A 23,924-nucleotide genomic window follows, 5' to 3' on the forward strand; every position below is an offset into this window, starting at 1 on the left:
CATTGTTACGCGGCACACTTCCAATGTGAACAAGAACTCAACAGCACCTGCAGCCGCAGAATATTGGCCCAGCACATCCGCTGCTGCCGACATGCGCTGTTGTCGAATGCACGCCTGACCTTCCCACCCTCCGAAGTTCTTAGGCATTCGCCCACCCAGCCCAGCGTCGGGCGCCCCTCCCGGTCCGTGAGACGGGGAAGACAGCATTCGAGCCGCGAAGGCGGCCATTCACATTGAGGTAAGCATTCCATGTCAGTTGCATCCGGATACGTCCACATCTCTGTCCGTAACGCCGCCAAGGCAGGCCAGGCTTCCGGCCTGCGTCCCGGATTCGGGCCGCGCCCCTCCTTGGCTCCTTCGTCCTCCGGAAGCAGCTTCCCGGCCCCGGGTTACGCTCCCCAGGGCTACAACCCCAATTCCTACGGCCAGCTCCGCGCCGTCCAGCCGGCCGAGTCCGCCCCCATCACGGCTCCTACCCCTGTGGTGGCAGGTTCAAACCCGGTACGTCCGGTAGCCAACGACAATGTGGCCCGCGGGTTCGTCCTCTACATGGGCATTGACGAGGAGACGGCTGCCGCAGCAGGCACCTCCATCGCCAAGCTCGCCCAGGAGATCCGCGCCTACGCCCAGTCACTGGTATCCGGCGCCGAAAGTTACGCTGCAGTCGCCGTAGCCCCCGCCGGCACCCCCGGTTCCGCGCTCGACGTCGTCCGTTCCACCTTTGGCGACCCGACGGTCAACTCCCGCCAGCGCACCGAGGCCCCACGGCCCGCCCAGCCGCAGGAACCGCGCCCATCCGGCGTCCTGATCGACCTGGCCCGCCGCGAGGTCCACCTCGACGGCGAGTCCCTGAACCTCACGTTCAAGGAATTCGAGCTCCTCAACTACCTCGTCGAAAACGGCACCCGCACCGTGGGCCGCGACGAACTTCTCGAAGGCCTGTGGCGCAACGCCGAGGAAGTGCCCAACGAGCGCACCATCGACGTCCACATCCGCCGCCTCCGCTCCAAGCTGGGCCGCCTCGCCAACACTGTCCGCACGGTCCGCGGCCAGGGCTACCGGTTCTACGAGCACCCGGAGGTCATCGTCTGGGCCGCTCCGGAATACTCGATTTAGTTTCACGCTAAAGCGCCTGCCCAACTGGGCGGGCGCTTTCGCGTTCCGCTGCCACTGTGGACTGAACCGCCTGGCGCTAGGCTTTAGCCATGAGTTCGCACCATGTCCGACGCCTTGTGATCATGCGCCATGCCAAGGCTGACTGGCCCGGCGGTGTGGCTGACCATGAGCGGCCGCTGGAGGAGCGCGGACACCGGGAAGCGCCGCTGGCCGGCCGCTGGTTGCTCAAGCACAATATCGTCCCGGACTTCATCCTGTGTTCCAGCGCCCTGCGCACCCGCCAGACCTGCACGTGGGTCTGCTCAGAACTGGGGGACAAAGCGCCTACGCCTAAACTCGAGGACGGCCTGTATGCTGCCTCCGCCCTCCGGATGCTGACCGTCGTCAACCATGTACCGGACACCGTGACCACACTGATGCTGATCGCGCACCTGCCCGGCGTGCAGGACCTGGCCATGCACCTTGCCTCCCGCGACTCCGACCATGACGCCTACATGGACGCTGCCACCAGGTTCCCCACCAATGCGCTCACGGTCCTCGAAACCGAAAAGCCTTGGGCAGAATTGGACGGGCAGGACGCCAGGATCACCAAGTTCAAGGTTCCCCGCGCTCACTAAAGTCCAGCCCGCCCGGGTCAGATCCGCCGGCGGCAAACCCGCTGGAGGTGATCTCGCGCAGCATCCCCGCCACGTGCCGGATGCCCGGGCTCGCCGTCATGGTCCTCCGGTGCACGAGCCCGACCTGCCGGGCCTGGACCGGGTTGGCCACCGGAACCGCAACGACGTCGGGCGGCAACGCCGGCCCTCCCCAGCCGGGGGACAAGCGCCACCGCGACCCCCTGTTCCACCAGGGCGATGTGCGTCGCGAAATCGGGGTCGTAGACACGGATATCCGGGACCCGCCCGAGATCCGCGAAAATCCCGCCAGCAGTGTGGACTGCAGTTCTTCGAGTTGGGTGCTTCATCCGTACCTCTGCCAAAGTGGGAGCGTGAACCTCCGCGACTCCCTCCTTGCCGTCCTCGTGGCCCTGCTGTGGGGCCTGAACTTCGTGGCCATCGACATCGGACTGCACGCCGGGGGCCAGGACTTCCCCCCGCTCCTGTTTGTTGCCATGCGCTTCGTCCTGGTGGTTGTGCCCTGGATCTTCTTCATCCGGAAGCCGGAGGTCAGCTGGAAAGCGATCATCGGCGTCGGACTCTTCATGAGCGCCGGTCAGTTCGGCCTTCTCTACCTGGCCATGGCGCTGGGCATGCCGGCAGGGCTTGCCTCGCTGGTCCTACAGGCCCAGGTGCTGCTGACCGTCCTGCTCGCCGCCGGTGTCCTGGGGGAGCGGCCCAGCCGCCGGCAGATGGCGGGCGTTGTGCTGGGGGTGGCGGGCCTCGCTGTGGTGGCCGTGGGACGCAGTGCAGTGGCACCCCTCCTGCCGCTGCTCATCGTCCTGGCTGCGGCGCTGTCCTGGGCCACCGGGAACGTCATCGTCCGCAGGGCGAAGGCAGCCTCAGGGCTGGGGATGGTGGTCTGGTCCGGAGCCGTGGTGCCGCTGCCTCTAGGGACGCTGTCGGTGCTGGTGGATGGGCCGGACACAGTCTGGGCTTCATTGTGGAACCTCCAGGGGCCCACCATCCTCAGCGCGCTGTACACCGCAATCTTTGCCTCCCTGGTGGGCTACGGAATCTGGAACCGGCTCCTCGCCGGCCACCCGTCGTCGGCCGTGGTTCCCTTCACGCTGCTGGTCCCGGTGGTGGGCATGAGCGCGGCCTGGCTGGCCCTCGGGGAGGTGCCAACGCCCACGGAACTGGCGGGCGGGCTGATCCTGCTGGGCGGTGTGGCGACGGCGGTGCTTACGGGCGGCAGGCGGCCTCAGCGCCGGGGCGCCGAGCCGCTTCCCGGGCCGGGCGCCTGCCTGGGTGCGGATGGGGCTGAAGCGGACCGTGCAGAAGCGGACGACGGCGGGCGGCTGGCTGGAGACGTCCCACGGGCAGGGGCGCGAGAAGCCGACGTCCGCTGAACGCCGGCCGTCTGTGCGGGGGAACCCTGGCCGCCGGGTGCCTGGCCACGAGTCCGCGCCCCAGCCCGGGAGCTGCGCGCCGCCGTCGTGCCTGTCCGTTGTGATGTGGCGGGATCCGTTGCCGGGCGCCGCGCTGGGGCGCGCTGCGCCGCCGGCCGTACTGCTGGCCTGCGGGCCGCCGTCGCCCGTTTCCTGCCCGGCCACATCGCACCTAGGAAGAGGACCGCAAAAGTGGCCACGGCCGCGCAGGCGGCGCCGAGGAAGTAGTTGTCGGGGTCGTGCGTGGGCAGCGGGGTGCCCAGGAAAGAGGACTGCCCGTCGAAGGCCAGCTCCCACGTACTGAGGAACGCCAGGGAAAAGCCGAGGGCGAGGGCCGTACCGGCACCGGTGGCCAGCAGGGCCAGGCGGCGGCGCCGGTGCATCACCTCGGCGACTGCGGCCAGGTATGCCAGGGCCAGGACGCCGAGGAACGCGATAAACACCGGCTCTGCGAGGGTCATCCCGGTGAGCACCAGCAGCCCCGCCGCAACAACGCCGCAGATGACCGCGAACTTTCCGCTCTTCCCCATGTGCCGCATAGGCTCCATCATCCCCGAGCTGAGGGGCCCTTCAGGACGTAGCCGCGCATGATCGCCATGATTGCTGCAACACTTTGGTCACGGCTCCGCTCAGGGTTGTACGTCTGCCGGTCCAGGCCCACCACAAAGCAAGCCCCGAAGATCGCCGTCTCCAGGCTGCCGCGGGACACCGATCCATCCACCGGATAGGCGCGGGCAACATTGTCCACCGCCCGCCCAATGACTTCGAGCAGTTCTCCGCGCAGCACCGCGAAGGTGCCCTGCCACTCACTGGGAATCCGCCAGTTCTCACTGACCCACAGACGTGCGAAGGACGGGTACTCCGCCATGAAATCCATGGCCTGGCCGATCATCGACTCCATGGCCAGCAAGGGATCGCGGGCGTCTGTGCCGTGCTCCGGTGTTCCGGCCGCATCGGCGGCCGCCAGCAGCCGGGCCTTGAGGATGTCCACGCCATGGCGCAGGAGCTGCGCGATCAACTCGGACTTGCTGCCGAAGTTGTAATACACCGTGCCCTTGGAAACCCCGGCAGCAGCAGCAATCTCATCCACGGTCACGCTGGCGGCGCCGCGCTCGCCGATCAGCTCCATGGAGGCATCGAAAAGCTTCTGGCGGGTGGCCGTGGTCCGTGCCGGCCGGAGCCCTCTGGCAGCGGGCGGCCCTTCCACGGTCATACGGCAATCTCCGGTTTGAGGCTCTTCAGTGTCCAGTACTTGTTCTTGCGGACGGCGAGCGTTGACATGGCCGCGCCCAGCACCGTGTAGCCCAGGAGGCCGGCCAGCGTGGGGACGATCATCGACAGGTCGGCGCCGTAGATCAGGTGCCGCATGCCTGTCACCACGTAGCCCATGGGCAGGATCTGGTGCACCACGTGGAGCGGTTCCGGGGTTGTCTGCCACGGGAATGTCCCGCCTGAGGACACCAATTGCAGGACCAGGAGGATCAGCACCACCAGTTTCCCGGGGGAGCCCAGCAACGCCACGATGCCCTGGATGAGGGCGCTGAAGGCCATGGCGGCGGCGAGCATCAAAAGCCACATGAGGACCGGATGTGCGGGGTTGAGGCCCAGCCCCACATCGACCACCAGGGTCAGGAGCGAGGCCTGGGCCACGGAGACCAGCAGGAACGGAAGCCAGCCGCCCAGGGCGATCTTCCACGAGGGAGCGTTGGACGCCAGCGCCCGCTGGGTGATGGGCCGCATGGCCTGGACCAGCATGAAGATCCCGATCCACAAGGCAAGCGTCAGGAAGAACGGTGCCAGCCCGGCTCCGTAGGACCCCGCCTTCGCCTGCGAAACGTTGCTGACGGCCACGGGATCAGCCATTACCTGGGACAGGTTGTTCTTCTGGGCGTCGTCCGGGTTGGGCACCTGGCCCGCGCCCTTTCCGATCTCGTCCGCGAGCGTACGGGATCCGGTGGCGGCCTGGCCTGCACCGTCCGCTACCTGCGCTGCACCGGCGTCGACCCTCCGTGCCCCGTCCACGAGCCCTGCTGCACCGTCGACGGCGGTCTGCTCACCGGTGGCCAGGGTGGCCGCGCCCGTGTGCAACTGGTCTGCACCGGCCGATGCCTGCGCGATGCCTTCCTTCAGTGCCGGCGTGCCGGCGGCCAGCTGGGAGGCGCCCACGCTGACGGCCTCCGATCCGTTGGCCAGCTGCTGCACCTGTTCGGCGTCCGTCTGGATCTTGGTCTTCGCCGCGGCAACGGGGCTGGACGCAGCGGTGGCGTCGAAATCGGCGAGGATCCTGTCCGCCTGCTCCTGCGTGAGCACGCCCGACGCGACCAGCCTGGCGTTGGAATCCGCTACGCGGGTCCTCATGCCCTGGTCGGCGGCCTCCAGCTGGGCTGCCACGTCCTGCACCTTGGCGTTGAGCTGGGCGTTCCCCGCGGCCACCTGTGCGGCCCCGGTTGCGAGCGTTTGGGTGTCGGTGGGCAGCGTGGCGGTCTTGTCCTTGAGGACGGACAGGCCACTGCTCAGCTGGCCAGCGCCGTCGGTCAGCTGGTTGGCGCCGTCCCGCAGCTTGAGCTGGCCGGCGTACAGCTGGTCGGCGCCGCTGCTCAGCGCCGACGTTCCTTCATGGAGGGTGACCGTTCCGTCCCGCAGGGTGGCGACGCCGTCGGCAAGCTGGGAAGCGCCGCCCGCTGCCTGGACCATCCGGTTATGGATGGTGCCAAAACCCGTGAGCAGCTGGTTTGCTGTTTCCTCGCCGACTTCCTTGGCCACCGTGGTGTGAACGGCGGTAGTCAGCTTGTCCACGATGGTGCTGAGGAGGTAGTTGTTGGCGTCATTCGTGGTGACATTCAGCATGGCCTGGCTCGCCGAATCGAAGCTGCCGGGGGAGACCAGGTTGGCCGAGAAATCCCGGGGGATCTTCAGCGCAAAGGCGTATTGGCCGCTGCTGACTCCCGCATCCGCTTCCGTTGAGCTGGCCACCGGAACCCAGTGGAAGATGTTGCTTTCCACGAGGCTGTCGGCCACCTTATGCCCGGCGTCCAGGCGGGTACCGTCAGCTGCGGTTGCGCCCGAATCCTCCACCACCAGGGCGGCGTCGAGGTTGTTGAGATGCCCGTAGGGGTCCCAGTTCGCGTAGAGGTAGACCGCTCCGTAGAGCAGTGGAACCATGGTCAACGCCAGGATCGTCAGCTTGGGCAGCAGCCCGCCGGTCATGCGCTTGAGTTCGGAGCGGGCCAGCCGCAGGACAGTCACTTGGCAACCTCGGTTTCGAGTGTGGATTCCTGGTTTTGCGTGGATTCCTGGTCTTCCGGGTCCTGCCCGGTTTCTGCCGGCTCCGCCTCCGCCGGTCCCGCTGCGGGTTCCGCGTTGCCGATCACCGCCACCGGCCCGTCCCACGACGCGGGGACGGCGCTGACTGCCGCCACGACGGCGAGCGGCCGCCCGGCGTCGGACGCCAACTCCTGGAGCCTGGGCAGCCAGGTGGCATGGTCCGCGCTGTGCCGGTCCGGGGAATCCACCACCAGCAGGTCCGTCCGCGGGTTGGCCAAGGCCAGGGCGGTCAGCAGTTCCAGCCGGCGCCCGGGCTCCAGCTGCTCGGTCCACAGGGCTGCGAGGTCCTCAAAGCGGTTCACCTTCAGCCACGGGCCGCTGAGCAGGGCGCCCCGGTAGCGGCGGGGGATCAGCGCGAGGTCCTCTGTCACCAGGTCGCGGACGCTCAGGTGTTCCTCGGGCTCATTGACGCCGGGGGAGTCCACCAGCGCCGACGCCAGGCGAAGCTGCTTGGTCCGCGCGCTGTTGTCCCAGGTGACCCGTCCGGCCGTGGGCTTCATCCGGCCGCTGAGCAGCAAGGCAAGTGCGGTGCGCTGGTCCTGGCGGTCGCCGGCGACGAGCATCAGTTCGCCGCGGGCAACGGCAAGGGTGGTGTGTGGAAGCAGCGGGTCCCGGCGTCCTTTGGCGTGGAGCTGGTGTGCTGAAAGCAAGAAGGGCCTTTCGCAGGAGGTGCTGCATTAAGGCTAACCGAACTGACTGGTCAGTTCAAATAGAAGCTAAAGGCCGTACTTTTCCAGGAGTCGGAGCCAGACCTCGCTGATGGTCGGGTACGAGGGGACCGCGTGCCAGAGCCGATCCAGCGGCACTTCCCCCACGACGGCGACTGTTGCCGCGTGCAGCAGCTCGGACACATCCGGGCCGGCGAAGGTTGCGCCCAGAAGGACTTTGCGGTCCTCGTCCACCACAAGCTGGGCCCATCCCTCATAGTTCTCCGAGTGAAGGGATGACCCGGCCACTTGGATGGGGAGTTCAACGGAGGAAGCGTTGTAGCCTTCCTTCCGCGCGGCCTGCAGGGTGCGGCCGACGCTCGCCAGTTCGGGATCGGTGAAGACGACGCCGGGAACCGCGTGCTGGTTGGCGGTCTGGGCGTAGCGGGTCCAGTCCGCAGGGCGTCCCTTGAGTTCGCCCTTGGCCCGCGCGGCGATGGCGTCCCCGGTGGCGCGGGCTTCGTATTTTCCCTGGTGGGTGTACAGGTTCCTGCCGGCTGCGTCCCCCACGGCGTAAAGCCATGGTTCGTCGCCGGCCACTTCCTGGACCAGTCCCGTTGTGTCGGTAGTGAGGGACAGGTGCCCCGACCCGTTCGTGCGGACGCCGACGCTCTCCAGGCCCAGGCCCTCGAGGGCAGGGTGCCGGCCGGTTGAGACCAAGACTTTCTCGGCCGTAACAATGCTGCCGTCGCCAAGTGCCAAGGTGAGGGTTCCGTCGTCGTTTTCGCTGATGCGTTCTGTTGCCGTATGAAGCCGCAGCTCAACGCCGTCAGCCCGCAGCCCGGCCGCAACCAGCGCGGCGGCCTCCGCTGGAAAATTGCCCAGCAGCCCGCTGCGCGCAACCAGGGTTACTGCCGACCCCAGCCGGGCGAAGGCCTGGGCAAGCTCAGCCCCGGCAACGCCGCCGCCCAGCACCGCCAGCCGTTCCGGAACCTCGTCCGCGGAAGTCGCTTCCCGCGTGCCCCATACCTGGACGTGCTGCAGGCCCTCGATGGGGGGCATGTTGGGGGTGGAGCCCGTGGCGAGCACGACGGCATGCCTTGCCTGGAGCCGGTGCCGCGTGCCGTCCGTGCCGGCAACTTCAACTTCCCTGGTGCCGGTCAGCCAGGCATGGCCACGAACCAGCTCGATGCCCGCCTCCTTGACCCAATCAACCTGGCTGTCGTCCTGCCAGTTGGATGTGAAGTAGTTCCTGTGCCGCAGGACGGCAGCTGCATCGAGGGTCAGGGTCACCGCTTCCTTGGCACCTGGTGAGGTCTGGGCTCCGTGCAGGGCTGTTCCAGGCCTCAGGAGCGCTTTGGAGGGCATGCAGGCCCAGTATGAGCACTCGCCGCCCACCAGTTCCGCTTCCACGAGCGCGGCAGAAAGGCCGCCCTGGACCACCCGGTCGGCCACGTTCTCGCCTGCGGCGCCTGCGCCGATAACAACAACGTCGAATTCGCGCTCCAGGGCATCGGGCTTCATGTGGACAGCCTAGCCGGGGATTGCGCGGGCGGGCACAAAAAAGGTCCGCACCGGCGAACCGGTGCGGACCTCGTTGGTGCGCCCAAAGGGATTCGAACCCCTGACCTTCTGTTCCGTAGACAGACGCTCTATCCAGCTGAGCTATGGGCGCATCTCGTGTTCCTGGGAGAAGAACCGCTCTCCCCGAACCTCGAATTACTTTACGCGAGTCCGGGCGCAGTTCCAAATCGGAAGGCGTGTAATGTGCGCGACTATACCGGTATAGGTGACCTTCGTCACTTAATCGCTGCTTTGCAGGCAACAATTCCCTGAATTTCCGCGGAATTCACTTTCGGTGGCCGGATTTGTCAGTCAAGCTCCCCGAAAAGCCCAGTGGTCCGGACCATAGCATTTAGGACACACCGATGAACCCGAGGAAGGGAACTGCAATGGGCGATCTGGCGCAGAAGCCGCTGCTTGAGAAAGCACCCACCACACATGCCGGCCTGCTGGCATGGGTCGAAGAGGTTGCTGAGCTTACGCAGCCGGACCGCATCTACTGGGTTGACGGGTCCGAAGAGGAAAACACCCGTCTCACCGACGAACTGGTCGCTGCCGGAACCCTCACCCGGCTGAACCAGGACCTGTTCCCGAATTCCTTCGCCGCGTTCTCCGATCCTGCGGACGTCGCCCGTGTCGAAGAGCAGACCTTCATCTGCTCCGAGAACAAGCGCGATGCGGGCTTCACCAATAACTGGATGGACCCCCGCGAGATGAAGGACAAGCTGCGCGGGCTCTTCGCCGGTTCCATGCGCGGCCGCACCATGTACGTCATCCCGTTCGTGATGGGCCACCTCGACGCCGAGGACCCCAAATTCGGTGTGGAGATCACTGACAGCGCCTACGTCGTTGCCTCCATGCGGATCATGGCCAACATCGGCACGGCCGTGCTGGATAAGATCACGCGCACCAATGCCTTCTTCGTCCCGGCCCTGCACTCCGTCGGTGCTCCGCTGGAACCGGGCCAGGATGACGTCTCCTGGCCGTGCAACCCGGACAAGTGGATCGTCCACTTCCCCGAAGAGCGCTCCATCTGGTCCTTTGGTTCGGGCTACGGCGGCAACGCGCTGCTGGGCAAGAAGTGCTACGCCCTGCGCATCGCCTCCGTGATGGCGCGGGATGAGGGCTGGCTCGCCGAGCACATGCTCATCCTTAAGCTGACGTCCCCCGAGAAGAAGAACTACTACGTTTCCGCGGCCTTCCCATCGGCGTGTGGAAAGACCAACCTCGCCCTGCTGGACCCGACCATCGAGGGCTGGGAAGTTGAGACCCTGGGTGACGACATCACCTGGATGCGGATCGGCAAGGAAGGCGAACTGCGCGCCACCAACCCGGAAGCCGGCCTCTTTGGCGTAGCCCCCGGCACTGGCTGGGGTACCAACCCCAACGCCATGCGCGCCATCGCCAAGGGCCACAGCATTTTCACCAACGTTGCCCTCACCGATGACGGCGGCGTGTGGTGGGAAGGCATGACGGACGAGGTTCCGGCGCACCTGACCGACTGGCAGGGCAACTCCTGGACCCCCGACTCGGACAAGCCCGCCGCACACCCGAACTCCCGCTTCTGCACGCCGATCGCGCAGATCGACATGCTTGCCGAGGAGTACTACAGCCCGGAGGGCGTGGAACTTTCCGCCATTCTCTTCGGCGGACGCCGCAAGACCACCGTTCCGCTGGTCACCCAGGCCCGCAGCTGGACCAACGGCATCTTCATGGGCTCCACGCTGTCCTCCGAAACCACCGCCGCGGCCGCCGGCCAGGTCGGCGTACTCCGCCGCGACCCCATGGCCATGCTGCCGTTCATCGGCTACGACGCCGGTGACTACCTGAAGCACTGGATCAGCGTCTCGGGCAAAGCCAACCCGGAACGGCTGCCGCACATCTTCCTGGTTAACTGGTTCCGCCGCACCGCCGACGGAGGCTTTGCATGGCCCGGATTCGGCGACAACGCCCGCGTCCTCAAGTGGGCCATCGAGCGCATCGAGGGCAAGGCTGACGCCGTTGAGACCCCCATCGGATACGTCCCTGCAGGCCACTCCCTGGACCTCACCGGCCTGGACATGACCCACGCCCATGTTGAGGACGCCGTCCGCGTCGACCGCGAGGAGTGGGACGCGGAGCTCGCCTCCATCGAGGAGTGGTACGCGAAGTTCGGCGACTCACTGCCGGACGCCCTGCGCGCCGAGCTGGACTCCCTGAAGGAACGGATGTCCGCGCACTAGCCGGCAAACGTTCCAACGACGGCGGCCCCGCACCCTTTCGAAAAGGTGCGGGGCCGCCGTCGTATTGCAGGTGAGGCGGTGGGATCAGCTGGCCAGCCAGATGTCCGGGCCGAAGACCTCGTAGTGGATCCGGGTGGCCGGGATGCCGGCGTTGATGGCCTCATTCCGGATGTTCTTCATGAACGGCAGGGGCCCGCACAGGTACAGGGACGCGTCGGCGGGCAGGTCCACTTCCCGCAGGGACATAAAGCCTTCCTTGGCCCCGGCCGCCGGCTTCTCCAGCCAGAGCTGCAGCTCGGCGCCGTCCAGGCGCTCGACGTCGTCCGTCATCTGGCCGCGCAGCGCCCAGCTGTCCAGGGTGCTTTCGGCATGCAGCACCAGCACCTGGCGGTCGGAGCCGCTGTCAGCGAGCGAGCGCAGGATGGAAGCGGTGGGGGTGCAGCCGATGCCGGCGGAGGCCAGGACCACGGGGCCTTCGCCGTCCTTGAGGGTGATTTCGCCGTAGGGGTTGGAGATGTCCAGGATGTCGCCCACCTGGACCGTGTTGTGCAGGACGGGGGAAACCTCGCCGCCGTCGTCCAGCTTGGTGGTGAAGCTGCGGCTGGTGCCCGCATCGCCGGAGAGGGAGTATTGGCGCACCTGGCGCAGCCCGTCCGGCAGCGTCACCTTAACGCTGATGTACTGTCCGGGGAGTGCCTCGGTCACCGGGGTGTCGTCGGCGGGCTCCAGGGTGAAGGTCATGGATCCGGTTCCGGCGGGGGCCTTGGCCGCTACGCGCCACGGCATCCACATCTTGCCGTTGGCCTGGGCTGCGTACAGGCCCTTTTCGAGCTTGATCAGGGCGTCCGCCATGAGCCAGTACACCTCGGTCCAGGCTTCGGCGATTTCCGGCGTGATGACTTCGGCAAGGTCCTCGGCGATGGCTGCGAACAGGTGCTCGTAGACCACCTTGTACTGAGGCTCCGTGATGCCCAGGGAGGCGTGCCGGTGGGCGATGCGTGAAAGGACCGTCTCGGGCAGCGTGCCGGGGTTGTTCACAAGGTGGGTGGCGAACGCGGCGATGCTCCCGGCGAGGGCCTGCTGCTGGTCGCCGGAGCGCTGGTTGGAGCGGCTGAACAGGCCATCCATCAGTTCAGGGTGCGCTGCGAAGAGGCGGGCGTAGAACTTGGGGGTGATGGATCCGATCCGGGAACCGACCAGCGGCAGGGTGGCCTCAATGACGGGGCGGGACTTGTCCGAGAGCATCTGTACTCCTGAGGTTATGGCCGGGGCCTTCGTCCGGCCGGAGGAAAACTCATATTTGAAATACAAGTATTTCTGCCTCAGTTCTACACCTTGTAGAAGTTTGAAATCAAACCGGGAGTAAGCGCCCGGATAAGGGCTGTCTACAGCCCGGGGCGAAGGCCGATCATCTGGAAGACCGGTGCCATCTGGCGTGTTCCAGGCAGGTCCGCGATCACCACGGAATCGAGTTCGGCGTAGAACGCCTCGCGCGCCCGGGCCAGGGCGCCGCGGAGCTTGCACTCGTTGATCAGCGGGCAGTTGCCGGCCGGAGCCACGCAGTCGGCGGGATCGGAGCGCGTATCGAGCTCCCGCAGGATCTGCCCTACCGTGGCCTTGCGCCCGGCGGGGCTGAGCCGCGACCCGCCCGCGCGGCCACGGACCACCTCGATCAGCCCCATGCTCCGCAGCCGCGCCATGGCCTTGCTGACATGGTTGTAGGGAGTCCCGACTGAGTCGGCGATGCTCTGCGTGGTGAGCAGCGTGCCCCCCGGAACCGCCGCAAGGACCATGAGCGCGCGCAGGCTGACATCGGCGAAGGCGTTGATTTTCATCGGGCTGCCCGGTCTAGTCCACCCAGATGGCGGGCTCGCTGGCATCGGCACCCAGCTCGCCAAACTCCCAGGTCTGGGTGGTTGCGTTGGCCGCATAAGGCAGGACCGCCGCGAAAAGGGACCCGTCGCGGTGCTCGGCCGCCACGTGGATGGCGTCCGAGTCTTCCTCAACCAGCAGGATGTCGCAGACCACTGCCGCCGCGCGGAAATCGTCCCGGTTCTGCCGCAGAAGGGCATGCAGGTCCCGGATCATGGCGTCGGCATCAAAGTCGCCGTCGGTGCCCTCTTCGGCATCCGCCGGGGAGACGGCAACCAGCCGCACCTCGCCGTCGTTCTGCACGGTCAGCGCAAAGGGCAGGAACCCGCCGTTGCGCTGGAGCTGCTCCTGGGCGGCGCTGACGCCTGTGCCCAGGAGGTTTTCCAGGTCCGTTGCCGTGCCTTCCGCTACGGAGTCGCGCCAGCCCTCCTGCCCGCCGCTCCCGTCCGGGGTCCGTGCCTCACCAGCCATCCCGTGCTAGGCCCGTACGAGTTCGAGGACGCGGTCGCGGATGCGCTCCATGGTGGCGCGGTCCGTGGCCTCGGCGTTGAGCCGCAGGAACGGCTCGGTGTTGGAGGGGCGCAGGTTGAACCAGTAGCTGCCATCGTTGGCCGTGAACGTGCTGCCGTCCAGGGTGTCGATGGCGAGGTCCTCATCGGAGAAGGCCTGGCGCACGCGCTCCACCGCTGCCGGCTTGTCCTCCACCTCGGAGTTGATTTCGCCGGAGCTGACGTAGGGCTCGTATTCGCGGGCCAGTTCGGACAGCGGGCCGGACTGCTCGCCGAGCGCTGCCAGGACGTGCATGGCGGCCAGCATGCCGGTGTCAGCGTTCCAGAAGTCGCGGAAGTAGAAGTGGGCGGAGTGCTCACCGCCAAACACCGCACCTTCCTCAGCCATGACTGCCTTGATGAAGGAGTGGCCTACGCGCGTGCGCACGGCGCGTCCGCCGTCGTGCTCCACCAGTTCGGCGACGGCGCGGGACGTGAGCAGGTTGTGGATGATGGTGGGTTTTTCCTCGCCCTGGGCCTTGGCGCGGGCAATCTCACGGCGTGCCACCATGCCGGTGATGGCAGACGGCGACACGGGCTCGCCCTTTTCATCGATGACGAAGCAGCGGTCGGCGTCGCCGTCGAAGGCCAGGCCGATGTCGGCACCGTGTTCGATGACTGCGGCCTGCAGGTCGCGAAGGTTTTCCGGCTCCAGCGGGTTGGCGGGGTGGTTGGGGAAGGAGCCGTCCAGTTCGAAGTACAGCGGAACGATGTCGAAGGGCAGCTTGGGCAGCAGGGTGTCACCCAAGACAGCGGGGGTGGTCAGGCCGGCCATGCCGTTGCCTGCGTCCACTACCACCTTCAGCGGGCGTGACGCGGAAAGGTCAACCAGCTTGCGGAGGTACTCCGAGTAGTCCTTGAGCACGTCCCGGACGCTGATGGCCCCCCGGGTTGCGGCGGCGGGGATGGTGCCTTCGTTGAGGTACTGCTCCGCGCGCGCCTGGATGTCCTTGAGGCCTGTTTCGGAGGAGATGGGGACGGCGCCGGCCTTGGCCATCTTGATCCCGTTGTAGGCGGCAGGGTTGTGACTGGCGGTGAACGTGGCGCCCGCGCGGTTGAGGAAACCGCAGGCGAAATACAGTTCATCGGTGGAGATCAGGTCCAGCAGTTCCACGTTGGCGCCGCGGGCTGCAGCACCGTTCGCGAAGGCCTTGGTGAACTCCGGCGAGGAGGGGCGCATGTCCCCGCCCACGACGATGGTCTGGCCTTCGAGCTGAAGGACATCCACGAACGCTGCCCCCACTGCTTCGACGATTTCGGCGGTGATGGACTCGCCCACAATCCCACGGACGTCGTAGGCCTTGAAGGATGCCGAGAGATCAAATGTCGTTGTCTGTTCGCTAGTCACGGGCTTTATCTTACGTGGGCGGCGGCAGCGGCCAGGGAGTTTTGGCGCCACATTGGCAACAGCTGCGGCATTGCGGCGCACTTTGCGCCTTTCCACATGCAGCTCTATCCACATACCAACACCCCGCCGTGCAGCCTGTCGGAGGGTGCTGGGATACTGAATCAATGGCCGATAACCAGTACGCTTCCACGATTACCGCTACAGCAGCCGCAGCCCCGGGACGCCCGGAGGCAGCGGGGACCGGCACGCACGCCGAAGCCCTCGACGTCCTGCGCGGGTTGGTCGGGCACCCTGGGGCGGTCTTTCATGACGGGCAGTTTGAGGCCATTGAGGCACTGGTCGATGACGGGCGGCGGGCGTTGGTGGTCCAGCGCACCGGCTGGGGAAAGTCGGCCGTGTACTTCGTGGCATCCCTCCTTTTGCGTCGTCGCGGCCATGGTCCCACGCTGATCGTCTCGCCGCTGCTTGCCCTGATGCGGGACCAGGTCGCTGCTGCCGCCCGTGCGGGGGTGCGTGCCGTTGCCATCAACTCCGCCAACCAGCTGGAGTGGGACACGGTCCGGGAACAGCTGGCCGCCGACGAAGTCGACGTACTGCTGGTCTCCCCGGAACGGCTCACCAATCCGGCCTTCCGGGAAAACCAGCTGCCCGAACTGCTCAGGCGCACCGGCCTGCTGGTCATCGATGAAGCCCACTGCATCTCCGACTGGGGCCACGACTTCCGCCCCGACTACCGGAGGATCGCAGACCTCATCTCCCGCCTGCCGGAGTCCATCCCGGTGCTGGCCACCACCGCCACAGCCAATTCCCGGGTGGTGCACGACATCGAAGAGCAGCTCGGCGCCGGCGTCCTGACCATCCGGGGCTCACTGGGCCGCGACTCGCTCAGGCTGGGCGTGCTGTCCCTGCCCGATTCCAAACAGCGCCTGGGCTGGCTGCTGACGCACCTGTCCGACCTTCCGGGCAGCGGGATCATTTACACGCTGACGGTTTCGGCTGCCGAGGACACTGCCCGGCTCCTGGCCGAGGCAGGACATGACGTCCTCGCTTACACCGGCCGGACGGACCCGGCCGACCGGGAACGCGCCGAGCAATTGCTGAAGGACAACCAGGTCAAGGCGCTGGTGGCCACCTCTGCGCTGGGAATGGGCTTCGACAAGCCGGACCTTGGCTTCGTGGTCCACCTCGGCGCACCATCGTCGCCCGTGGCGTACTACCAGCAGGTGGGACGTGCCGGCCGTGGTGCGGCAAACGCCGATGTCCTGCTGCTTCCCGGCTCCGAGGACCGTGAAATCTGGCAGTACTTCGCCACCGCGTCGATGCCCTCGGAGGAGAAGGCCGCGGCCGTGCTCACCGCCCTGACCGAGGCCGGGAGCGCGCTGTCAACGGTGGCGCTGGAAGCGAGGGTGGACTTGCGCCGCACCCCGCTCGAACTGCTGCTGAAGGTCCTGTCCGTGGACGGGGCGGTGGAGCGGGTCGGCGGTGGCTGGCGGTCGACGGGCCAGCCCTGGGTGTATGACGCGGAGCGCTATCGGCGAATCGCCGAGGCCCGCGTGGATGAGCAGGACTCCATGGTGATCTACCAGGACACGGCGGGCTGCCGGATGGAGTACATCACGTCAGTCCTTGATGACGAGACGGCCAGTCCCTGCGGACGGTGTGACAACTGCGCCGGCCGCTGGTTCCCCGCCGACGTGGCTGCAGACGCTACCGCTGCGGCCAGCCAGACCCTCAGCAGGGCTGGCGGCGTCCTGGAGCCGCGCCTGCAATGGCCCAGCGGCATGGATCGGCTGGGGGTACCTGTGAAGGGGAAACTCAAGCCGGGCGAGGGCGTTGCGGAAGGACGCGTCCTGGCGCGCTTGACGGACTTGGGGTGGGGCGGGGCGTTACGGGAGTTGTTTGCCGCCGGGGCGGAGGACCGGCCCGTGGACCCTGCGATGCTGCAGGCCTGCGTTCAGGTCCTGCGGGAGTGGGGGACTGGCGACGGCCGCAACCCGGGGTGGAGCGGCGCGGGCAGGCCGGCCGCCATTGTGGGCGTTCCGTCCCGGAACAAGCCCCAGCTGGTGGACTCCCTTGCGCAGGGCATCTCCGGGATCGGGCGCATCCCTTACCTGGGCCAGCTCCAGCTGGCCCATGGCGGGCCCACGGGCGGCCGCGGCGGCAACAGTGCCTACCGGCTGGCCGGGGTGTGGGACCGGCTGGTGGTGGGCCCCGAGCTTGAAGCCGCGCTGCAGTCGGCCCCGGGCCAGACAGTGATGCTGATCGACGATCTGGCCGACAGCCGGTGGACGCTCACCGTTGCGGGGCGCGCCCTCCGCCAGGCGGGCGCGGGAGCGGTACTTCCCTTGGTCCTGGCACAGGCCGGGTAACCCCAGGCTCGCTGCGCACACGATCAGGACTCCCATCCAGGCCGGCCGCACCCCCGGAGCCGCCGGGCTGCGCGGGCGAACCCCCGGAGCCGCCAGGCTCTGCGGGCGCAGGCTGCGCGGCGGCCGGCTGGCCGGGGCGCGGCTGCTTTCGGCTGCCTTGGGCGACTGCTGCACCCGCGTGCCGTGGCAGCAGGATGCTGTCCGCAGTGCTGGCCAGCATCAGGATTGCCATGGCCATGAACGCGCCGCGGAAGGGCCCGGCAGGATCCTGGGACAGGGGCGCCACCGTCTCGAAGCTCCGGATCAGCAGGGCCGCCACGGCGATTCCCGAACCCGTTCCCAGCTGCACCAGTGTGGCGGAGACCGTGTTGGCAGAGGTCAGTTGCGCGGGCGGAATGTCCGCGTACTGGACTGACGCGTAGGCCGAAAAACCAATGGAGCGGAAGGCCCCGCTGCAGACCAGCAGGACGAACATCAGCGCTTCGGGGGTCTCTGGTGTCAGGAAGGCGCACAGGGCGAAAGTTGCCGCCGATGCAAGCGAAGCGAACACCAGCACCGCCTTGAAGCCGAACCGCCGGATCAGCGGGGTGGTGGCCGGCTTGATGCCGATGTTTCCGACGAACACCGCCGCCACCAGGACCCCGGCATGCAGCGGGGACCAGCCGAACCCGGCCTGGAGCATCAGGGGCAGCAGGAACGGGACGGAACTGATGGTTACCCGGTAAACGAACCCGCCGGTGGCCATGGCGCGGAACGTGCGGGTGCGGAAGACCTGGAGGTTGAACAATGGATGCGGGGTGCGGCGCATCCAGAGCACAGCAGCGGCCAGCGCGGCCACGCCTGCCGCTGCGCTGAGGGCTGGCCAGGGGCCGTCGGGGTGGCTGCTGGCAAGCTCGAGGCCGACCACCAGGGCCCCCACGCCCAGGGTGGTCAGCACCATGCCGGGCCAGTCCAGCCGCCGCCCGGGGTCTCCGGGCGCCACCGGGACCAGTCGCAGTGCGGCGATAAACGCTGCGGCACCCAGTGGAACGTTGACCAGGAAGATCCAGTGCCAGGACAGGTACGTGGTGAGTGCGCCGCCCACAAGGGGCGCGAGGACAGGTGCCAGGAGCCCTGGCCAGACCAGGAAGGCGGTGGCGCGCAGCAGGTCGGATTTTGGCGTTCCGCGAAGGACCACCAGCGTTCCCACGGGAACCATCATCGCGCCGCCGGCTCCCTGGGCGATGCGGCTGAGGGTCAAAGTGGCCAGGTCCTGGCTGGCCGCGCAGGCCAGGGAAGCGAGCGTGAATACTGCGATGGCCAGGCAAAAGACCCGGCGTGCTCCGAACCGTTCCGCCAGCCAGCCGCTGAGGGGAATGCCGACGGCCACAGTGAGCAGGTACGCCGTCATGGTGACGTTGACGTCGGCGGCAGGGACGGCGAAGTCAGTGGAAATGCTGGGAATGGCGGTGGTGAGGACCGTTCCGTCCAGGAATTCCATGAAGAACGTTGCCGCTACCAGGAGTGCCAGTCGCGGGTCCCACGCCGCCACGGTGCCGTCCCGTTGGTCCAAATTGCTGCTTGCCGCCATTTGTTAATCCTGCCACCGCAGGATGGGCAGACGCCCTTCCTGTCCGTTTGCTGGACAGCGCATTCCAAGCAGGCCCTGTGGTCTTTTCTATAACCCGCCATCAGCTCCTGCAGTGTTTTCTGTACCCCGCCATCAGTTCCTGCGCCGTTTGGTGCGTCCCGTCACCAGGATGCAGGCCTCACCGGCGGGCGGGAGGTGGCGGGGCGTTTCCGGGGCATACGGGCGCCGGTGGCGGGGAACGCAAAAGGCCCCGGTCAAGGACCGGGGCCAAACGCGGAGACGGGGGGATTTGAACCCCCGGTCGAGTTTAACCCCGACCCTTCATTAGCAGTGAAGTCCATTCGGCCGCTCTGGCACGTCTCCAATTGCTATTACTAGCCCACCAAGGATACGCAGATCCGGCCATGCAGTGCAAAACGGTCACCCGAAAAGTCCGCAGCCCCGCGCCGGCGGTCCGATCGGCCTACGCGGGTTGCTGTTCGGCGCGGACCATGCGGATCACCGGCAGGCCCTCCCAGTCCGCCAGGACGTCCTCGGCGCCGTCGGCAACAAAACCAAAGTGGCGGTAGAAATCGATAGCCTTGCTGTTGCCGGCAGCCACCCACAGACTCGCCGGACTGTTGTCCAGGGCGGCCTCCAGGAGCCGGCGCCCCAGGCCGAGGCCCTGGTGCGATGCCAGCAAATACAGCCCCCAGAGCTCCACGTTTCCTGACGACGGCGGTGGGTGCCCCTCCGGCGAGCCCGGCCCGGGCAGCAGCCGCACGCCGGCAAACCCCACTGGAGCGCCGTCGTCGCACGCCACCCACGCCTCGGCCGGTTGCGGCGCGTCCAGCAGCCGGCGCCAAAGCGCCAGCCGATCCGCAGGGTCCACGGCGGCAAGGAAACCGTCTGACAGCATCCCCCGGTACGTCTCCTGCCAGCACTGGTAATGCACGCGGGCCACTGCCTCTGCATCCGCCGGCCGTGCACGCCGGATTTCCAGCCGGGAACCCATCGCCGTCAGCCCGCCAGGGCCTTCCACAGGAAGTGCTGGCTGCGGGCCTGCAGCGCCGCCGCCTGCCGGTTGTCCGATGCCCCCGCATGGCCCCCTTCGAGGGCTTCATGGAACCAGACGTTCGGGATGCCCATGGCCAGCATCCGGGCTGCCATTTTGCGCGCCTGGACCGGGCCCACCCTGTCGTCGGAGGTCGCCGTCCAAATGAACGTTTCCGGATACTCGACCGCATCCTTCAGCAGGTGATAAGGCGAGAACGTCCGGATGTACTCCCACTCCGCGGGAACGTCGGGGTCGCCGTACTCCGCGATCCACGAGTGCCCTGCCGAAAGCCGGGTATAGCGGCGCATGTCCAGCAGCGGCACTCCGCAGGAGACCGCCCTGAACAGTTCCGGATACCGGGTGAGCATGTTCCCTACCAGGAGCCCTCCGTTGGATCCGCCCACGCAGCCCAGCCGCCGCGGCGACGTGACCCCGCGCGCGATCAGGTCGCGGGCCACAGCCGCGAAGTCCTCGTACGCCTTGTGCCGGTTCTCCTTCAGCGCGGCACGGTGCCACGCCGGCCCGTATTCACCACCGCCGCGGATGTTCGCCACCACGTACACGCCGCCGCGCGAGTGCGGAGCCTTCCCGTCGCTGCCATCGGATAACGTGGTCCGCCGTTCCAGCCACGCCCTGCCAATGGTGCCGCTGTAGGCCGGGGTCCGGGAGACTTCGAACCCGCCGTAGCCGGACAGCTGGGTGGGGTTCTGGCCGTCCAAGGCAAGGCCACGGGGGGCGATCTGGAAGTACGGGACCCGGGTCCCGTCGTCGGAAACGGCGAAGTGCTGCTCCACCTCGTAGTTGCCGTCCGCGAAGAACGACGGCGACGTCTTCACCACGGCGTGCCGGCTCACCACGCCGGACGTCCCGGCGCCGTCCTGCTGCAGGCCGTCCCGCTCGAGGGTTCCCCGCATAAGGGTGGTGGGCGTGGTGAAGCCTGTGGCAACCAGCCAGAAGTCGTCACCCGCGCCGCCATCGGCCGGAGCCTCATCCTCGTCGTCCACGGCATAGGCGTTCACATCATGCAGCGGCGGGCACGCGTCCAGGACAGTAGAATCCCAGGCGCTGCCCGAACCGCCCGGGGTGCCGGAGGAGGTGTCTGGATCCAGGACGCGGATCTCGGAGGAGACGTCTTTGAGCAGGTTCAGCAGCAGGAAGTTCCGGGTCCAGCTCCAGGACTGCAAGGACGTGGCGCGGTCCGGAGTGAAGAGCACCTTGATGTCCCGGTTGCCGGCAAGGTAGTCCTCGAAGTTCGCGGCGAGCAGTGACCCTGCAGGGTAGGTGGTGCCGTCCAGCGCCCAGTCCTGCTGCGGCCGGAACAGCAGCCACTCCCGGTGGGCGCTGGCGTTCACGTCCGTGGGGACGTCGATGGCCACCCAGGAGCCGTCGCGGAGGACGAAGTTGGTGCGGTTGAAGAAGTCGATGTAGTCCACGGCAAAGGTGCGCTCGAAGCCCGGCGTGGAGTCGTGTGCCACCGCGGCCATCATGTGGTTCTCGGGCACTTCGAAGAGCAGCGGCGCCCCGGCGAGCGCTTCACCGCGCTTCAGCGTAACCGCGGTGCGGGCGTAGGAGGACGCCGTTTTGGGCAGCCCGTCGGCGGTGGAGGCGACCAGCAGCGTGTCCGCATCCAGCCACGACACGTTGCCCTTCGCCGTCGGCAGGTCGAAGCCGCCCTGCGCGGGGTCAACGAAGCCGCGCGCTTCGACCTCGAACTCCCGGTAACGGTTTGCGTCGCCGCCGTCGGGGGAGAGGGCAATCAGCGCACGCCGGTAGGGCTCGCCGGCGACTGGCCGCAGGAAGGTGGCCCCGTGGAAGACCCACTCTTGGCCTTCCTCAGCCGACAGCGCGTCGACGTCCAGCAGGACGTCCCACTCCGGGGAGTCTGTGCAGTAGCTTTCCCACGTGGTCCGGCGCCACAGGCCCTTGGGGTTCTGCCGGTCCTTCCAGAAGTTGTAGTACCAGTCGCCGCGTTTGCCCACCATGGCGATCCGGTCGGTGGAGTCCAGCACCTCGAGGATGCTGTTTTCCAGGCCCGCGTACTCGGCGTCCACGAGCAGGTCCTCGGTGCGTGAGTTTTGTTCCCTGACCCAGGCCAGCTGCTCTTCGCCGTAGATCTCCTCCAGCCAGACGTTCTCATCCACCGGTTCCGGAGCCGTCCCGGTGGAAGCGGTGCCGGACGTGTCCTGGCCGGGAACGGGGCTGGACGCTGAATCAGCTGCAGTGGTGGTCATGCGCCCCATCCAAACAACTCCGCCTGGGGCTGGCAAGTCAAGCCCCGGGCGCATCGGCCGCCTCCAGCCCGTACGCTGGATGCCGTGGAATTAACGCAGAGCATCCGGGCCGTCATCATCGGCGCCGGCCCCCGCGGCACCAGCGTGCTGGAGCGGCTGCTCGCCCACATGGCTGCGGCCAACGCATCCGCTGCCCGGCAGGCCACTCTCCATGTCGACGTCGTGGATCCCTACCCTGCGGGTCCCGGGCATGTGTGGCAGCCCGGGCAATCCAGGCTGTTCCTGATGAACACCCAGTCCTTCTACCCCACGCTGGTTCCGCAGGACCCCGCGCTGCCCGCACCGGTTGCCGGCACCCCGTTCGACCAGTGGCGGGAACGCCAGCAGCGCGAGCCCCTGCCGTCCCTCACTGCCGATGAGCTGGCAGAGCTGGCCGTGCTGCAGTCCAATGATTTCCCCAGCCGCGCGCTGTACGGCCGCTATCTCCAGTCCACGCTGGCGGACCTGCTCGAAAAGGCGCCCGACGGCGTCAGCATCGACTTCCACGAAACGACCGCTGAATCGGTGCGCCGGCTCCCGGACGGAACGTTCGACGTCGGCCTGCCCACCGGAGCCGCGATCCGCGCCGATTCCGTAGTGCTCGCCCTGGGCCACATCCCGTCCCGGCTTAACCCCGAACAGCGCGAGCTGCAGGCCGCCGGCGGCCAGCTGGGACTGCAGTACTTTCCCCCTGCAGTCCCCGCGGATGTGGACTGGGCCCGGATTCCTGCGGGCGAACCGGTCCTGGTCCGGGGAATGGGGCTGAATTTCTTCGACACGATGGGGCAGCTGACGGAGGGCCGTGGCGGAAAGTTCGTCGCCAAGGGCAATCGGCTCGAGTACGAACCGTCCGGCCAGGAGCCCCGCATCGTCGCCGCTTCCCGGCGGGGAACACCGTACCGGGCCAAGGCGGAACAAGCTGGCTACTACGCTTCTTCGCTCACCCTGCGATACCTCACGGAGGCGGCCCTGGAACGGCTGGCCACCGCCGGGATTCGGCCCTCGTTCGACCACGACCTGTGGCCGCTGCTGCACCGTGACGCGCTCTGGGCCTACTACTCCACCCTGGTGCGCTCGCAGCCTGGAGCGGTGCCGGACGCACCTGCGTTCCTGGCCGCCCTGGAAGAAGCGTTGCACCCGCATGCGCACAGCGCCGCCAACTGGGAGGACGGCGTCGAAAGCGTCCTGGCCGTCCACGTCGGCCCCCGGCACCGCCTGGACCTGCCGGGCCTGGCCGCTCCCCTTGCCGGCCGCACCTTCGCCTCGCGCGGCGAGCACGACGCCGCGGTAGTAGAGTTCCTGCTCGACGACGCCCGGCGCTCCGCGCTCGGCGAGGATGATCCCGTCAAGATGGCCATCGGCGCCCTGCACCACGGACGTGCCGTCCTCAAGACGGCAGTGGCCGACGGCGGCATCACCGACGAATCATGGGTCGCCGGCCTGCGTGGCTGGTTCGAGTCATTCGTTGAGGGCCTGGCCAGCGGGCCGCCGGCGCTGCGCTCCGAGCAGCTCGCCGCACTGGCACGGGCAGGGGTTGTCAGCTTTGTGGGGCCTGATCCAAAATTCGCCGTGGACCGGAAGGCAAGGATGTTTACAGCGTCCTCGCCATGGGTTGCCGGTCCGCCGGTGACCGCCCGGACCATGGTGGAGGCCCTCGCGCCGGGCAACCGGGTCTCGGCCAACGATTCTCCCGTCCTGGAACAGTTGCTGGCGGACGGCCTGGTGCGGCCGCGGCTCATGATGACGGCCGAGGGTGCCCCCGTGCAGTCCACCGGCCTGGACGTGCTGCCCCACCCGTACCGCCCGGTAGGGAGCAACGGGTCTGTCACGGAAAACCTGTACGTGCTGGGACTGCAGCTGTCCTCATCGCAGTGGGGGACCGCCATTGCAGCCGAGGCCATCCAGCCGGGCAGCCCGGTGTACCGCAGCGGCCAGCGCACCCTCCGCGACGCCGACGAGATCGCCGCCGCCATTCTCGCCCAGTGACGTCGG

General features: G+C 67.5%; 17 protein-coding genes, 2 tRNA genes and 1 pseudogene. 6 read left to right on the forward strand and 14 right to left on the reverse strand.

Going from position 1 to position 23,924, the window contains the following annotated elements; all coding sequences use genetic code 11:
- The first annotated feature begins 249 nt into the window (after nucleotides 1–249).
- Both AC3IMC_RS13415 and AC3IMC_RS13420 read left to right on the forward strand, forming a co-directional pair.
- Nucleotides 250–1,116 (forward strand): winged helix-turn-helix domain-containing protein, encoded by an 867-nt coding sequence (locus AC3IMC_RS13415; RefSeq protein ID WP_454484955.1) that lies wholly within the window; start codon nucleotides 250–252, stop codon nucleotides 1,114–1,116.
- A gap of 89 nt (nucleotides 1,117–1,205) precedes the next feature.
- Nucleotides 1,206–1,733 carry a SixA phosphatase family protein gene (locus tag AC3IMC_RS13420; RefSeq protein ID WP_221385536.1) on the forward strand — a complete coding sequence of 176 codons (528 nt, stop codon included), beginning with the start codon at nucleotides 1,206–1,208 and terminating at the stop codon, nucleotides 1,731–1,733.
- Here the strand turns inward: AC3IMC_RS13420 and AC3IMC_RS13425 are convergent.
- A pseudogene (locus tag AC3IMC_RS13425) lies at nucleotides 1,711–2,035 on the reverse strand (LysR substrate-binding domain-containing protein); the annotation flags it as partial. The gene AC3IMC_RS13420 and the pseudogene AC3IMC_RS13425 sit on opposite strands and share 23 nt — an antisense overlap.
- Before the next feature lie 69 nt (nucleotides 2,036–2,104).
- On the opposite strand from AC3IMC_RS13425, the gene AC3IMC_RS13430 reads away from it, so the two are divergent.
- The gene (locus AC3IMC_RS13430) at nucleotides 2,105–3,124 is read left to right on the forward strand and encodes an EamA family transporter (RefSeq protein WP_490919035.1); all 1,020 of its coding nucleotides are present in this window, start codon (nucleotides 2,105–2,107) and stop codon (nucleotides 3,122–3,124) included.
- Between the two features lie 586 nt (nucleotides 3,125–3,710).
- On the opposite strand, the gene AC3IMC_RS13435 is transcribed toward AC3IMC_RS13430, so the two are convergent.
- The 5 genes from AC3IMC_RS13435 to AC3IMC_RS13455 form a co-directional block, all read right to left on the reverse strand.
- Nucleotides 3,711–4,376 (reverse strand): TetR/AcrR family transcriptional regulator, encoded by a 666-nt coding sequence (locus AC3IMC_RS13435; RefSeq protein WP_490919036.1) that lies wholly within the window; start codon nucleotides 4,374–4,376, stop codon nucleotides 3,711–3,713.
- A complete protein-coding gene (locus AC3IMC_RS13440; protein ID WP_490919037.1) occupies nucleotides 4,373–6,409 on the reverse strand; it encodes a YhgE/Pip family protein in 2,037 nt (678 codons plus the stop codon). Before AC3IMC_RS13440 ends, AC3IMC_RS13435 begins: the two co-directional genes overlap by 4 nt.
- Complete coding sequence (locus AC3IMC_RS13445) at nucleotides 6,406–7,137, reverse strand: ABC transporter ATP-binding protein (protein WP_490919038.1); 732 nt, start codon at nucleotides 7,135–7,137, stop codon at nucleotides 6,406–6,408. The genes AC3IMC_RS13440 and AC3IMC_RS13445 overlap by 4 nt, the downstream gene beginning before the upstream one ends.
- Before the next feature lie 66 nt (nucleotides 7,138–7,203).
- A complete protein-coding gene (locus tag AC3IMC_RS13450; protein WP_490919039.1) occupies nucleotides 7,204–8,658 on the reverse strand; it encodes a dihydrolipoyl dehydrogenase family protein in 1,455 nt (484 codons plus the stop codon).
- Between the two features lie 74 nt (nucleotides 8,659–8,732).
- Nucleotides 8,733–8,809 (reverse strand) — tRNA-Arg (locus tag AC3IMC_RS13455).
- 277 nt (nucleotides 8,810–9,086) lie between these two features.
- Between AC3IMC_RS13455 and AC3IMC_RS13460 the strand changes: the two genes are divergently transcribed.
- Nucleotides 9,087–10,919 carry a phosphoenolpyruvate carboxykinase (GTP) gene (locus AC3IMC_RS13460; protein ID WP_490919040.1) on the forward strand — a complete coding sequence of 611 codons (1,833 nt, stop codon included), beginning with the start codon at nucleotides 9,087–9,089 and terminating at the stop codon, nucleotides 10,917–10,919.
- Between the two features lie 84 nt (nucleotides 10,920–11,003).
- Here the strand turns inward: AC3IMC_RS13460 and AC3IMC_RS13465 are convergent, their stop codons facing one another.
- The 4 genes from AC3IMC_RS13465 to AC3IMC_RS13480 form a co-directional block, all read right to left on the reverse strand.
- A complete protein-coding gene (locus tag AC3IMC_RS13465; protein WP_490919041.1) occupies nucleotides 11,004–12,164 on the reverse strand; it encodes a globin domain-containing protein in 1,161 nt (386 codons plus the stop codon).
- A gap of 140 nt (nucleotides 12,165–12,304) precedes the next feature.
- Entirely contained in the window at nucleotides 12,305–12,754 is a 450-nt protein-coding gene (locus tag AC3IMC_RS13470) for an RrF2 family transcriptional regulator (protein ID WP_490919042.1), read from the reverse strand.
- A 13-nt stretch (nucleotides 12,755–12,767) separates the two neighbouring features.
- Complete coding sequence (locus AC3IMC_RS13475) at nucleotides 12,768–13,262, reverse strand: hypothetical protein (protein ID WP_490919043.1); 495 nt, start codon at nucleotides 13,260–13,262, stop codon at nucleotides 12,768–12,770.
- A 6-nt stretch (nucleotides 13,263–13,268) separates the two neighbouring features.
- Nucleotides 13,269–14,687, reverse strand: coding sequence for a phosphomannomutase/phosphoglucomutase (locus tag AC3IMC_RS13480; RefSeq protein WP_490919044.1), 1,419 nt, complete (start codon nucleotides 14,685–14,687; stop codon nucleotides 13,269–13,271).
- A gap of 164 nt (nucleotides 14,688–14,851) precedes the next feature.
- Between AC3IMC_RS13480 and AC3IMC_RS13485 the strand changes: the two genes are divergently transcribed.
- Nucleotides 14,852–17,056 carry a RecQ family ATP-dependent DNA helicase gene (locus AC3IMC_RS13485; RefSeq protein ID WP_490919045.1) on the forward strand — a complete coding sequence of 735 codons (2,205 nt, stop codon included), beginning with the start codon at nucleotides 14,852–14,854 and terminating at the stop codon, nucleotides 17,054–17,056.
- Here AC3IMC_RS13485 and AC3IMC_RS13490 read toward each other — a convergent pair.
- The 4 genes from AC3IMC_RS13490 to AC3IMC_RS13505 all read right to left on the reverse strand — a co-directional run bounded on the left by AC3IMC_RS13490 (nucleotide 16,980) and on the right by AC3IMC_RS13505 (nucleotide 21,893).
- Entirely contained in the window at nucleotides 16,980–18,626 is a 1,647-nt protein-coding gene (locus AC3IMC_RS13490; RefSeq protein WP_490919046.1) for an MFS transporter, read from the reverse strand. The genes AC3IMC_RS13485 and AC3IMC_RS13490 overlap by 77 nt on opposite strands.
- A 274-nt stretch (nucleotides 18,627–18,900) precedes the next feature.
- Nucleotides 18,901–18,989 (reverse strand) — tRNA-Ser (locus tag AC3IMC_RS13495).
- Nucleotides 18,990–19,089: 100 nt separating this feature from the next.
- Nucleotides 19,090–19,524 carry a GNAT family N-acetyltransferase gene (locus tag AC3IMC_RS13500; RefSeq protein ID WP_490919047.1) on the reverse strand — a complete coding sequence of 145 codons (435 nt, stop codon included), beginning with the start codon at nucleotides 19,522–19,524 and terminating at the stop codon, nucleotides 19,090–19,092.
- A 101-nt stretch (nucleotides 19,525–19,625) separates the two neighbouring features.
- Entirely contained in the window at nucleotides 19,626–21,893 is a 2,268-nt protein-coding gene (locus tag AC3IMC_RS13505; protein WP_490919048.1) for a prolyl oligopeptidase family serine peptidase, read from the reverse strand.
- 84 nt (nucleotides 21,894–21,977) lie between these two features.
- Here AC3IMC_RS13505 and AC3IMC_RS13510 point away from each other — a divergent pair, with 84 nt between their 5' ends.
- Nucleotides 21,978–23,918, forward strand: a complete 1,941-nt coding sequence (locus tag AC3IMC_RS13510) for an FAD/NAD(P)-binding protein (RefSeq protein WP_490919049.1) — start codon at nucleotides 21,978–21,980, stop codon at nucleotides 23,916–23,918.
- Nucleotides 23,919–23,924 lie beyond the last annotated feature (6 nt).

The organism is Arthrobacter sp. E70, assembly GCF_058266945.1.

Bases quoted from the DNA above. Each gene is read 5' to 3' on its own strand.
- AC3IMC_RS13460 (WP_490919040.1), top strand. From the start codon at position 9,087: ATGGGCGATCTGGCGCAGAAGCCGCTGCTTGAGAAAGCACCCACCACA.
- AC3IMC_RS13475 (WP_490919043.1), bottom strand. From the start codon at position 13,262: ATGGCTGGTGAGGCACGGACCCCGGACGGGAGCGGCGGGCAGGAGGGC.
- AC3IMC_RS13500 (WP_490919047.1), bottom strand. From the start codon at position 19,524: ATGCTGTCAGACGGTTTCCTTGCCGCCGTGGACCCTGCGGATCGGCTG.
- AC3IMC_RS13505 (WP_490919048.1), bottom strand. From the start codon at position 21,893: ATGACCACCACTGCAGCTGATTCAGCGTCCAGCCCCGTTCCCGGCCAG.
- AC3IMC_RS13490 (WP_490919046.1), bottom strand. From the start codon at position 18,626: ATGGCGGCAAGCAGCAATTTGGACCAACGGGACGGCACCGTGGCGGCG.
- AC3IMC_RS13470 (WP_490919042.1), bottom strand. From the start codon at position 12,754: ATGAAAATCAACGCCTTCGCCGATGTCAGCCTGCGCGCGCTCATGGTC.
- AC3IMC_RS13465 (WP_490919041.1), bottom strand. From the start codon at position 12,164: ATGCTCTCGGACAAGTCCCGCCCCGTCATTGAGGCCACCCTGCCGCTG.
- AC3IMC_RS13420 (WP_221385536.1), top strand. From the start codon at position 1,206: ATGAGTTCGCACCATGTCCGACGCCTTGTGATCATGCGCCATGCCAAG.
- AC3IMC_RS13450 (WP_490919039.1), bottom strand. From the start codon at position 8,658: ATGAAGCCCGATGCCCTGGAGCGCGAATTCGACGTTGTTGTTATCGGC.
- AC3IMC_RS13485 (WP_490919045.1), top strand. From the start codon at position 14,852: ATGGCCGATAACCAGTACGCTTCCACGATTACCGCTACAGCAGCCGCA.
- AC3IMC_RS13415 (WP_454484955.1), top strand. From the start codon at position 250: ATGTCAGTTGCATCCGGATACGTCCACATCTCTGTCCGTAACGCCGCC.
- AC3IMC_RS13435 (WP_490919036.1), bottom strand. From the start codon at position 4,376: ATGACCGTGGAAGGGCCGCCCGCTGCCAGAGGGCTCCGGCCGGCACGG.